The following is a 12,469-nucleotide window of genomic DNA, read 5'->3' as shown; positions in this document are numbered from 1 at the left end:
TCTTCCGTTTTTTGTTATTTCAACCTCTCGTATTCACTCTCTTCTTTCTATCTTGTTGATTCCATACACTCCTTATGAATCTTCTCTTGGCATGATGTTTGCTTTGTACTGTTATTAGACAGTTTTAGTTAAAACATTGACGGAGCAGCAAGTGGATAAATTACTCTATGTCGCCATGAGTGGTGCTAAGCAGAATATGAATTCGCTGGCAGTACGAGCGAACAATCTTGCCAATGCCAATACTGACGGCTTTAAGTCCGATTTAGAGCAAGCACGCTCAATGCAGGCCTTTGGTGAAGGGTTGCCGACAAGGGTCTTTTCGATGACAGAAAACCCTTCCGCAGACTTCTCTAATGGCCCGATTAAGACCACAGGTCGCGATCTGGATATCGCCGTTAAAGGGAATGGTTGGATTGCCGTGCAGGGAGCCGATGGTGGCGAAGCTTATACCCGTTCCGGAAGTTTAAGTTTTGATACAACGGGATTACTTCGTAACGACCGTGGCAACCCTATTATGGGGGATGCAGGTCCTATCGTATTGCCTCTGCCAATAGAAAAAATTGAAATTGCTCAAGATGGCGTAATTTCGGTGAGGCCGTTGGGTGCTACAGCGGAAGTCATCGAAGAAGTAGGGCGTATCAAGTTGGTTAATCCTGGTAATCAAAATCTGATGCGAGGAGAGGATGGTTTATTCCGTCAAATGTCTGGCGAAGTCGCGCCTGCCGATCCCTTTGTATTTGTTGAGAGTGGTGCCGTCGAAGGAAGCAATGTCAATGCTGTCGATGAGATGGTGTCGTTAATCGATTTACAGCGTCAATTTGAAATGCAAGTCAAAATGATGAAAACCGCCGAAGAGATGGATCAAGCCTCTTCGACATTAATGCGCATTAGTTAGGAGATAGATTATGCATCCTGCGTTATGGATTAGTAAGACTGGCTTAGATGCCCAGCAGACAGATATCTCGGTGATTTCTAACAATGTGGCTAATGCGAGCACGGTTGGTTATAAGAAAAGCCGAGCAGTATTCGAAGATTTACTTTATCAAACCGTTAATCAGGCGGGTGGGATTAGTGCATCTAATACCAAGCTGCCAAATGGTTTAAATATTGGTGCAGGTACCAAGGTTGTTGCCACGCAAAAGGTGTTTACTCAGGGCAATATGCTAACCACTGATAATTCATTGGATTTAATGATTGAAGGCCCTGGCTTTTTTGAAGTACAGATGCCTGATGGCACAGCAGCTTATACGCGAAATGGTCAGTTTACTTTAGATGATACTGGGCAAATCGTCACGCCAGGCTCAGGCTATGTATTACAACCTTCGATCACGATTCCTGACAATGCCATCAGTATTACCGTTTCGGCAGAAGGTGAAGTGTCGGTTAAAACCCCTGGTACTGCAGAAAACCAAGTTGTCGGTCAATTGACTATGTCTGATTTCATTAACCCGAGCGGACTCGATCCTATGGGGCAAAATCTTTATACCGAGACTGGTGCTAGTGGCACCCCCATTCAGGGGACGGCTTCACTCGATGGTATGGGCGCTATTCGTCAAGGGGCGCTTGAAACATCAAATGTTAACGTGACTGAAGAGTTAGTTAACCTTATTGAAAGCCAGCGTATTTATGAAATGAATTCTAAAGTCATCTCTGCGGTCGATCAGATGTTGTCTTACGTGAACCAAAATTTGTAGAGGCTTAACATGACTAAGTATCTCATTTTCGCAGCAGCCATTACCTTGGTTGGATGTAACTCAACTAACAATAAGCCGATCGCTGACGATCCTTATTTTGCGCCTGTTTATCCTGAGGCGCCGCCAACTAAAATCGCTGCAACAGGTTCAATGTATCAAGATAGTCAGGCATCGAGTCTGTACTCGGATATTAAGGCGTTAAAAGTCGGTGACATTATTACCGTCATACTCGAGGAGTCAACTCAAGCTAAAAAGAGTGCGACCAACGAGATAAAGAAAGGCTCAGATATGACTCTCGACCCGATTTATGCGGGGGGAGGTAATGTGACCATCAGTGGCTCGCCAATCGATTTACGTTACAAAGATAGTATGAACACCAAGCGAGAGTCCGACGCCGATCAAAGCAATAGTTTATCGGGCAGTATCTCCGCGAATGTGATGCAAGTACTAAACAATGGCAACTTGGTGATCCGCGGTGAGAAGTGGATAACGATTAATAATGGTGATGAGTTCGTTCGCGTGACCGGAATTGTTCGCTCTCAAGATATTCGCCCAGATAACACGATCGACTCTCAGCGCGTAGCAAATGCGCGTATTCAATATAGCGGCACAGGCACATTCGCCAATGCCCAAAAAGTAGGTTGGTTGAGTCAATTTTTCATGAGTGACTGGTGGCCTTTCTAGGAGTGATGTCATGAAATTAAAAATCATATTCGCTTGTGCATTAATGGTCATCTCTTCGGCCAGTTTTGCACAACGCATTAAAGATATAGCCAATGTCCAAGGGGTTAGGAGTAACCAACTCATTGGTTATGGTTTAGTTGTTGGCTTACCCGGCACTGGCGAAAAGACGCGCTATACCGAGCAGACCTTTAAAACCATGTTGAAAAACTTTGGCATTAATTTGCCTGACAATTTTAGGCCTAAAGTCAAAAATGTCGCGGTGGTTGCCGTTCATACCGATATGCCTGCGTTTATTAAGCCAGGGCAAACTTTAGATGTCACTGTGTCAAGCTTAGGTGAGGCTAAGAGTCTTCGTGGTGGTACCTTGTTGCAAACCTTTTTAAAAGGGGTTGATGGTAACGTATATGCTATTGCGCAGGGCAGTATGGTTGTCAGCGGTTTTAGTGCCGATGGACTAGATGGCTCTAAAGTCATTCAAAATACACCAACGGTTGGGCGTATCCCCAATGGCGCTATTGTTGAGCGTACAGTCGCAACCCCGTTTTCAACCGGGGATCATCTTACCTTTAACTTACGCCGTGCCGATTTTTCTACCGCGAAGCGTTTAGCCGATGCCATCAATGAGTTGCTCGGTCCGGGTATGGCTCGCCCCTTAGATGCCGCATCAGTGCAAGTGAGTGCGCCACGCGATGTGTCTCAGCGAGTATCATTTTTAGCAACCTTGGAAAACATAGAAGTAGAACCCGCGTCAGAATCCGCCAAAGTCATAGTTAATTCTCGCACAGGCACGATTGTCGTAGGCAAGGATGTGCGTTTGCTGCCGGCTGCTGTTACCCATGGTGGATTGACCGTGACGATTGCCGAAGCGACACAAGTATCACAACCTAATCCGCTGGCTGGTGGCGATACCGTTGTGACCTCTGACAGCACTATTGACGTATCTGAAGCTGATAATCGCATGTTCCTGTTTAATCCTGGTACCTCGCTCGACGAACTTGTGAGAGCGGTAAACCTTGTCGGGGCTGCACCATCCGATGTACTTGCAATCCTTGAAGCGTTAAAGGTGGCAGGTGCTTTGCATGGTGAGCTTATCATCATCTAAATATTGTCGGACTGAACATGGAAAAGCTGTCGAATTCATCGCACTTCTTAGACATCGGGGGACTCGACTCCCTTCGTGCTAAAGCGCAGAAAGATGATAAGGCAGCGCTTAAAGAAGTCGCGCAGCAGTTCGAAGGTATCTTCGTTCAAATGCTAATGAAGAGCATGCGTGACGCTAATGCCGTGTTTGAGTCTGATAGTCCGATGAACAGCCAGTATACCAAGTTTTATGAGCAGATGCATGATCAGCAGATGTCAGTAAACTTGTCAGATAAAGGGATGCTGGGGCTAGCCGATCTTATGGTGCAGCAACTCGATCCCGCTGGCAGCGCTTACACACCAGCATCAGTGCTTCGCGGGGGAATGACTCAACCTACTGCTGCAAATGTTAATTTAACGACGCAACAGTTAAATCTATCTAAGCTGCCTGATATAAAAAGTGTTCATCCACAACAATCAATAACCAATGTTATCGACGATGTGGTTGGCGGCAAAGTATTGCCATCTCGTGCGCCAATTGATGGCTTTAGTAGTCGTGATCAGTTTGTGGCTGCGGTATATCCACATGCTCAACAAGCGGCCAAAGCATTAGGTACGACGCCAGAAGTTTTGATTGCGCAATCGGCGCTAGAGACTGGCTGGGGACAGAAAATGGTGCGTCAAGCTAATGGCGAGCCGAGTAACAATTTGTTCAATATTAAGGCCGATAGACGTTGGCAAGGTGATAAAGCCGGGGTGAGTACCCTTGAGTTTGAGCAAGGAGTCGCGGTTAAGCAGCGTGCTGATTTTCGGGTATATGACGACATTAAGCAGAGCTTTGATGATTTTGTGTCATTTATTTCCGAAGGTCCTCGTTATCAAGAGGCGTTAAAAGAGGCCAGCAATCCAGGCTCTTTTATTCAAGCACTGCAAGATGCGGGTTATGCAACTGACCCTAAATACGCAGAGAAAGTGATTAAAGTGATGCAATCGGTCAGTAAAGATTTTGGCTCGGTTATATCGGGAGTAACACCATGAGCGAATTAACAATAGTCATCGTTCATATACGAGGTATTCGCTGATGTCGATGGACTTACTCAATATTGCCCGTACTGGCGTGCTTGCGTCGCAATCACAGCTTGCCGTTACCAGTAATAACATTACTAATGCCAATACTCAGGGTTACCATCGTCAGGTGGCTGAGCAATCAAGCCTTGAGTCTCAACGTTTAGGCAATAGTTTCTACGGCGCAGGCACATATGTTACCGATGTAAAGCGCATCTATAACGATTATGCAGCAAGAGAGCTTCGTATCGGCCAGACTGCGGTGAGTCAAGCGGAGACGACTCAAGTCAAAATGAGCGAACTGGATCAGCTATTTTCTCAAATTGGTAAATCAGTGCCTCAAGGTCTAAATGACTTTTTTGCGGGGTTGAATAGCCTTGCGGATCTACCAGATGATCTCGGGATCCGCGGAACCGTATTAGGCAATGCAGAGCAGATAGCCAAAGCACTTAACCAGATGCAATCTCATCTAGATGGACAGATGAGCCAAACCAATGACCAGATATCTGCTGTTACAGACAGAATTAACGAAATCAGTACGGAGCTTGGTCATCTCAACCAAGAGCTAATGAAGTCTCAAGGCTCTGATTCGCAATTATTGGATAAGCAAGATGCCTTGATACAAGAGTTAAGCCAATACTCTCAAGTCAATGTGATCCCACTAGAGTCGGGTGCAAAGAGCATCATGCTAGGTGGCGCGGTGATGTTGGTTTCTGGCGAAGTATCGATGCAGATGGGTTCAACTGCTGGCAATCCTTATCCTGGAGAGCTGCGGATCACCGCAACCACTGGTAATCAGAGTTTAGTGGTTGATCCTGCCGAGATGGGGGGAAGCCTAGGTGCATTGTTCCAATATCGTGATGAAACGCTGATCCCAGCGCAATTGGAGATGGGCCAATTGGCGCTGGGTATTGCCGATACGTTTAATAAGGCTCAGTCACAAGGTTTCGATCTTAATGGCAATATCGGTAGCAATATTTTTCTGGATATCAACGATTCGAAGATGTCAGTGGGACGTGTTGGCGGTTTTGAGACTAATACCGGGAATGCAGCACTGCGTGTCAATATTGATGATGTCAGTGCGCTGACTGGTGGCAGTTATGAGCTGACATTTACCGCTCCTGCGACCTATGAGCTGAAAGATAACGATACGGGAACGACTACGCCGTTGACATTAACGGGTTCGCAGCTCACTGGTGGCGATGGTTTTAGTATCAATATAGATTCAGGTGCCTTTGCATCGGGAGATCGCTTTGAAATCCGTCCTTCTTCTGGAGCCGCTGCGGGTATAAAAGTGGTGATGACTGATCCCAAGGGCATTGCGGCGGCAGGTCCTACTATTACAGCGGATTCGGCTAATTCAGGCAATACGGCGATTACATTGAACGCAATGGATGCCTCTGTGCCAGGATTTCCAGGCGTTGGTGCTCAAATTACCTTTGAAATCGATACCACAACCAATAGTTATGAAGCATTTGATGCAGCAGGTACTTCATTAGGAACAGGAACCTATACAGCGCCAACGATCGATGCATTTGGAATCAACTTTGATGTGCAAAGTAGCGCAGGCGCTTTGGCAGACCGTTTTACCTTTGACCTTTCCTCTGCTGAGGGCAATAACAGTAATGCCGTTGCCATGGCCAAATTGAATGAAGCGAAATTAATGGCTGGTGGTAGCTCAACGTTAAGCGATGTTTACGAAAATACTAAGTTACAGGTAGGTGGTAAGGCGAAAGCGGCTGAGGTGGCACTTGGAACAGCTGAAGCGGTTCATTCTCAAGCCTATGCCAGAGTGCAAAGTGAGTCTGGAGTGAATTTAGATGAAGAGGCGGCAAATCTCATGCGCTTTCAGCAAGCATATCAAGCGTCAGCACGGATTATGACTACCGCTAATGCCATATTCGACACTTTATTTAGTTCGGTGAGATAGGAGTAACAATATATGAGGATCTCAACGGCGCAGATGTTTAATCAAAGCATCACAAGTGTTTTAGATAAACAAACATCGACCAGTAAAATTTTGGAGCAGCTTTCTAGCGGTAAGCGTGTTAACACCGCGGGTGATGACCCCGTTGCCGCTATTGGTATCGATAATCTTAATCAACAAAATGCGCTTGTTGATCAGTTTATGAAAAATATTGATTACGCCAATAATCATTTGTCGTTGACCGAAAGCAAGCTAGGCAGCGCTGAAACCTTAGTGGGTTCAACCCGTGAACAAGTTCTGCGTGCAATTAATGGTGGTCTATCCGATTCTGAGCGGCAAATGATTGCCGATGAGCTGCGTGGAACTCTTGAAGAGCTGCTGGCAGTGGCCAATACAAGGGATGAATCAGGTAATTTCATGTTTTCTGGATATGAAACGGGTAAGCAACCCTTTGCGTTTGATGCATCAGGTAATGTGGTTTATAGCGGTGACAGTGGTGTGCGTGATGCCATTGTCGCGTCAGGGGTCACAGTTGCGACCAATATACCAGGCGATCAAGCTTTTATGAATGCGCCTTCAGGGCTTGGTGATTTTAGCGCCAATTATCTGGCGACACAGGTAGGCGACTTTAATGTTCAAAGCGCCAAAATAACCAATCCTTCCGTAGTACCCGAGCAGTACACCTTTGATTTTGCCGATAATGGCGCGGGTGGTCTTGATTTAACGGTAACTGATTCTGGGGGCACTGCGCAGGTGTTTACTAACTTTGATGCCACTAATCCAGTTAGCTTTAATGGCATTGAAGTAAAACTCAGCGGCATGCCCGCTGCTGGCGATAGTTTCAGTATTACGCCACAAAGTGAAGTGAGTATTTTCGATACGATAAGCCAAGCAATATCCTTAGTTGAAGATACGAATAAGATAGATACCCCTCAAGGAATGGCTGAGTTGGCACAGATATTGAATAATTTGGATGGTGGCGTCAATCAAATAAGCATTGCGCGCGGCCAAGCTGGTAATAGTTTAAAAAGTTTGGATAGTCATAGCGCTACCCATACAGAAGAAAAGCTAGTGAACAGTTCGGCCTTATCAATGCTAGAGGACTTAGATTATGCCTCTGCGATAACAGAATTAGAGAAGCAGCAACTTGCGTTAAATGCTGTCTCTAGTGTCTTTAGTAAAGTTGGCTCAACAACACTATTTGATTACATCTAACTCATGTGAACCTAGATGGGTCAACCAATACGAATTTTTAGCCAAGCTCGAAGTCTTGGCAGTGCAACCAAGAAGAGGAAAACACAATGGCTATTACCGTTAATACTAACGTGACATCGATGAAAGCTCAGAAAAATTTAAACGTATCTAGTGGTGGCTTGGCCCAATCCATGGAGCGTTTATCTAGTGGTTTGAAAATTAACAGCGCTAAAGATGATGCGGCAGGTTTGGCAATTTCTAACCGTTTGAACTCTCAGGTACGCGGTCTTGAAGTGGGGATGCGTAACGCTAACGATGCCATTTCGATTGCACAAATTGCTGAAGGGGCGATGCAAGAGCAAACCAACATGCTCCAACGTATGCGTGATTTGACTATTCAATCGGAAAACGGTGCAAACAGTACTGATGACTTAGTGGCTATTAAGGCTGAAATGGATCAATTAGCCACTGAAATTGACAATATTGGTACCAGTACCGCATTTGGTAATACCAAGTTATTGCAAGGTGGATTCTCTGCCGGTAAAGCATTCCAAGTTGGTCATCAAGATGGTGAAGATGTAATTGTAAAAGTGAAGAAAACGGACAAGACCACTTTATCAGTGGCATCACTAACTAATGTTACCTCTGCCAATCGGGCATCAGCATTAGCAGCTATCGATAAAGCGATTAAGACGATTGATACCCAAAGGGCTGATTTAGGTGCGGTTCAAAACCGTCTAGCACATAATATTAGTAACAGTGCAAACACACAGGCAAACGTTGCAGATGCAAAGAGTCGAATTGTAGATGTGGATTTTGCCAAAGAAACCTCGACCATGACTAAGAATCAGGTACTACAGCAAACGGGGTCTGCAATGTTGGCTCAGGCCAACCAGTTGCCTCAAGTTGCTCTTTCACTATTGGGTTAATTATTGGTATTTTGGCTAGACAATAAAGTGATGTATCAACTCTATGGTGCATCACTTTTTGTTTTGCCAAGATTAAGGTGTTGAAATAATTGGAAATAAATATTTTCTATTATTTTTTTTAAAAATATCCTAAAGATCGAAAAGCCTCAGCCGTTAAATATACTGTAACCAATAAGCTCAGCCTGGCTTAATCAGACAGGCAAGTGATTAAGTCAGGTATAAAGAGGAAACGATTATGGCTATTACAGTAAACACCAACGTTACATCGATGAAAGCTCAAAAGAACTTGAATCATTCTAGTGGTAACCTAGCTACCTCTATGGAGCGTCTATCAAGTGGTCTTCGTATTAACAGTGCAAAGGACGATGCGGCAGGTCTTGCGATCTCTAACCGTTTGAACTCTCAGGTTCGTGGTTTAGAAGTGGGTATGCGTAACGCTAACGATGCAATTTCAATCGCGCAGATTTCTGAAGGTGCGATGCAAGAACAAACAAACATGCTTCAGCGTATGCGTGACTTGACTATTCAGGCTGAAAACGGTGCAAATAGTGCAGATGATATTGCCGCACTTAAGGCTGAAATGGATCAGTTAGCTAATGAAATCGACGCGATTGGTACTACCACAGCGTTTGGTAACACTAAGTTGTTAACAGGTACATTCTCTGCAGGTAAGAGTTTCCAGGTTGGTCACCAAGATGGCGAAGATATCAAAGTCACAGTTAAAAAGACTGATAAGACAACTCTTTCGGTAGGTGGTTTGGCTCTAGCAACTTCAGCGAACCGAGCTTCTGCACTAGGTGCAATTGATAAAGCGATTAAGACTATTGATACTCAACGTGCAGACTTAGGTGCGATTCAAAACCGTCTATCACACAACATTAGTAACAGTGCTAACACACAAGCTAACGTGGCAGATGCTAAGAGCCGTATCGTTGATGTGGATTTCGCGAAAGAAACCTCTACGATGACTAAGAACCAAGTTCTACAACAAACAGGTTCAGCGATGTTAGCCCAGGCTAACCAGCTTCCTCAGGTAGCACTATCATTACTATAATTAGTAATGACTTAGTCTAAGTATGGATACTAATGAGGGAGGTTCGGTGACGAATCTCCCTTTCGTGGTTTTAAGGATAAGTAGAAATCAGAGTAGAGGTGAATGTGATGGATATCAACACAGTCAACGCATCTAATGCCACAACTGCTAAAATTGAAGTAGGCGCATCTGCGATAAAGTTTCGCACTGAGCAGGATTCGGAGCTTAACCCTAATGCTATCATTCAAGCGGTTGATGAAAGTCAAAAAGCCGAAGAGGCGAAGGGTGATAAGCCCCAACAGAGTCCTGAAGATATGCAAAAATTAGTCGCTGAGCTTTCAGATATGATGTCAGTTATGCGTAAAGGGCTTGAGTTTAAGATAGATGAAGATTCTGGTACAAATATTGTTAGTGTAATGGATGTTGATTCGGGGGATATTATCCGTCAAATTCCGAATGAAGAAGCTCTAGAGTTAGCCCAGAAGCTATCTGAAGTGACTGGGTTATTGATGAAGACAGAAGCCTAGTATTTTTTATATTAATGCTTTTTTAAAATTGTAAAGTAAGTAGAGGTATTTATGGCATTAACAGCAACCGGAATAGGCTCAGGGCTCGATATCAACACTATTGTTGGTGTGCTAGTTGATGCAGAGAAAGTGCCTAAAGAAGCGATCTTCAACAAAACCGAAGATACTATCGATGCTAAGGTGTCAGCGATAGGTTCTCTCAAAAGCGCTTTGTCTACATTCCAAGATGCCTTAGACAAATTAAAAGATGGTGAGAGCTTGAATCAGCGTAGTGTGTCTACGGGGGACAGTAATTACTTTAGCGCTTCAGCAGATAAAAATGCCCAAACTGGTAGTTACAATATTATCGTTGAGCAACTTGCCCAGAGACACAAAGTGGCAGGAGCTTTTGCTGCAGATGCCAGCTCGCCAGTTGGTGAGGGAAGTTTAGGTTTTACCGTTAATGGCCAGAGTTTTTCGGTTGACGTAGCCGCGGGAGATTCGCTAACGGCGATTGCAGATAGCATTAATAATGCTGATGATAATGTCGGCGTAACTGCGACCGTTGTGACAACCGATGGTGGTAGTCGCTTGGTTATTAGCTCTGATACCGAGGGACCTGCGAGTAATGTTAGCGTAACTGCATCAGATATAGCTGGTACAGGTTTGACTGATATGTTTGGTGCTGGCAATCTCAGTGAAGTTCAAGCTGCAAAAGAGTCTATCATCTACATTGATGGCCAGAAGCTGCAATCTGAAACCAACGAGATTAAGGACGCGATTGCAGGTGTGACATTAAATCTTTCCGATGCGGATCTCAATAAAACATCGGTTCTTAAGATTGAGCTTGATGAAGAGGCTGTGAAAGATAATGTTCAGGGCTTTGTTGATGCTTACAATAGTCTTATGGACACCATTGACTCGCTATCGTCCTATGATGTCGATAAAGAGAAGGCCGCTGCACTGCAGGGGGATTCGATGATTCGTTCTATTGAATCTCAAATGCGTAGCATGATCTCTACCCGTGTAGATGATGGCAGTGGCTCAGTCGCATTATATGATATTGGTATCGAAGCGGATCGTTACGGTAAACTCAGTGTGAATAGCGCTAAGTTAGATAAAGCCATTAGTGAAGATATGGGAAGCATTGAAACCCTATTTGCGACAGAATCAACTGGATTAGCGACTAGACTAGATACCCTAGTCGAAGGTTATGTGAAAACAGGTGGCTTAATCGATTCTCGCAACAATGCTTATACGAATGACAAGCAACGTTTAGAAGATCAACGAGAAGCTTTTTCGCTTAAAATGGAGCAGTTGCAAGCAAGGTTATTTAAACAATTCAATGCGATGGACTTAGTTGTTGGGAGGTTGAATCAACAATCATCTGGTATTATAGGTGGTTTAAACTCGCTACCAGGAGTTGTTAGGCAACAAAATTAAAGATGTCTATAGATAGAGGTGAAACCAAGTTGCAGTCATTGGATAGCTTGAATCAAAAAATTGCTGACGCGATAGAACATCTGCAGAAAGTACCTGCTGAAGAGCTAGAGGCTGATGAGTTGGTATCAAACTTGCTTGATTTGGTGACGCGGCGTCAACTTTTACTTGATGATGCGTTAAAGTCCCCTAAAGATGAAGATAAGTCATTTTTAGAGACACAGTTAGCGTTGACCAATCAGTTTACCCAAGCGGCAGTTTCGTTATTAAAACATCGTCAGGAGTTGCTCCATATGGGAAATAAAAGTCAGCGTCAACTTAATGTTTATAAGTCTATAGATTCGAATAGGTAGGTAATTATGAGAAAGTCACTTCAATCATATCGCAAAGTGTCAGTCGAGAGTGAAATCTCTGTGGCCTCACCACATCGCATTATTCAGATGATGTTTGAGGGCGCGCTCCAACGCCTTGCCCAGAGTCGTTATGCTATCGAAAATAATGATATCCAAAATAAAGGCATTTATATCAGTAAAGCGATTGGTATTATTACTGGTTTAAACAACAGCTTAAACATGGATGCTGGTGGAGATATCGCTAATAATTTAAGCGATTTATATGATTTTATGTTGCGAAAAATTTCAGAAGCTAACCTGAATAACGATGTTCAGGCGATTGATGATGTATGTGAAATCATTCGCACCATCAAAGAAGGATGGGATGCGATTCCTCAAAATGAGCACCATTTGGCATCGCACTCAGAAGCAATTTAATTATCTCTATTTGCTGTAATATGTGCGACGAATCTATGTCAGGCGTCAAAGGTTTGGCGCCTAATGCTTGATACGTAGAGAATTTGTTCTAAAATCAGATGAGTTTGTCAGAAAGTGAATCTGATACTTGCTAATGTGCTGCTGATA

General features: G+C 44.1%; 13 protein-coding genes. All 13 read left to right on the top strand.

The features are described from left to right. Positions 1-151 precede the first annotated feature (151 nt). The 13 genes from flgF to fliS all read left to right on the top strand — a co-directional run bounded on the left by flgF (position 152) and on the right by fliS (position 12,322). Positions 152-895 (top strand): flagellar basal-body rod protein FlgF, encoded by a 744-nt coding sequence (flgF, locus tag K0I62_RS13070; protein ID WP_220068537.1) that lies wholly within the window; start codon positions 152-154, stop codon positions 893-895. 10 nt (positions 896-905) lie between these two features. Next, complete coding sequence (gene flgG, locus K0I62_RS13065) at positions 906-1,694, top strand: flagellar basal-body rod protein FlgG (protein ID WP_220068536.1); 789 nt, start codon at positions 906-908, stop codon at positions 1,692-1,694. 9 nt (positions 1,695-1,703) lie between these two features. Beyond that, a complete protein-coding gene (flgH, locus tag K0I62_RS13060) occupies positions 1,704-2,378 on the top strand; it encodes a flagellar basal body L-ring protein FlgH (RefSeq protein WP_220068535.1) in 675 nt (224 codons plus the stop codon). 10 nt (positions 2,379-2,388) lie between these two features. Continuing rightward, positions 2,389-3,480: a flagellar basal body P-ring protein FlgI gene (locus K0I62_RS13055; RefSeq protein WP_220068534.1), complete on the top strand. Its 1,092-nt coding sequence runs from the start codon at positions 2,389-2,391 to the stop codon at positions 3,478-3,480. Between the two features lie 17 nt (positions 3,481-3,497). Further along, positions 3,498-4,496, top strand: a complete 999-nt coding sequence (flgJ, locus tag K0I62_RS13050) for a flagellar assembly peptidoglycan hydrolase FlgJ (protein WP_220068533.1) — start codon at positions 3,498-3,500, stop codon at positions 4,494-4,496. Between the two features lie 43 nt (positions 4,497-4,539). After that, positions 4,540-6,453 (top strand): flagellar hook-associated protein FlgK, encoded by a 1,914-nt coding sequence (gene flgK, locus K0I62_RS13045; protein ID WP_220068532.1) that lies wholly within the window; start codon positions 4,540-4,542, stop codon positions 6,451-6,453. 12 nt (positions 6,454-6,465) lie between these two features. After that, positions 6,466-7,665: a flagellar hook-associated protein FlgL gene (gene flgL / locus K0I62_RS13040; RefSeq protein ID WP_220068531.1), complete on the top strand. Its 1,200-nt coding sequence runs from the start codon at positions 6,466-6,468 to the stop codon at positions 7,663-7,665. Between the two features lie 86 nt (positions 7,666-7,751). Beyond that, positions 7,752-8,573, top strand: a complete 822-nt coding sequence (locus K0I62_RS13035; RefSeq protein WP_220068530.1) for a flagellin N-terminal helical domain-containing protein — start codon at positions 7,752-7,754, stop codon at positions 8,571-8,573. 235 nt (positions 8,574-8,808) lie between these two features. Further along, on the top strand, positions 8,809-9,627 hold the full coding sequence (locus K0I62_RS13030) for a flagellin N-terminal helical domain-containing protein (protein WP_220068529.1): 819 nt from the start codon (positions 8,809-8,811) through the stop codon (positions 9,625-9,627). Positions 9,628-9,734: 107 nt separating this feature from the next. After that, positions 9,735-10,133, top strand: a complete 399-nt coding sequence (locus K0I62_RS13025; protein ID WP_220068528.1) for a flagellar protein FlaG — start codon at positions 9,735-9,737, stop codon at positions 10,131-10,133. A 51-nt stretch (positions 10,134-10,184) separates the two neighbouring features. Next, a complete protein-coding gene (fliD, locus tag K0I62_RS13020) occupies positions 10,185-11,555 on the top strand; it encodes a flagellar filament capping protein FliD (protein ID WP_220068527.1) in 1,371 nt (456 codons plus the stop codon). A gap of 2 nt (positions 11,556-11,557) precedes the next feature. Beyond that, complete coding sequence (locus K0I62_RS13015) at positions 11,558-11,905, top strand: hypothetical protein (protein WP_258404998.1); 348 nt, start codon at positions 11,558-11,560, stop codon at positions 11,903-11,905. Between the two features lie 6 nt (positions 11,906-11,911). Further along, a complete protein-coding gene (gene fliS, locus K0I62_RS13010; protein ID WP_220068526.1) occupies positions 11,912-12,322 on the top strand; it encodes a flagellar export chaperone FliS in 411 nt (136 codons plus the stop codon). The last annotated feature ends 147 nt before the right edge of the window (positions 12,323-12,469 follow it).

Source organism: Shewanella psychrotolerans, assembly GCF_019457595.1.
Classification (GTDB): Bacteria; Pseudomonadota; Gammaproteobacteria; order Enterobacterales; family Shewanellaceae; genus Shewanella; species Shewanella psychrotolerans.
The sequence above is the reverse complement of the archived record's forward strand: the minus strand, read 5'-3'. Positions and strand labels throughout refer to the sequence as shown.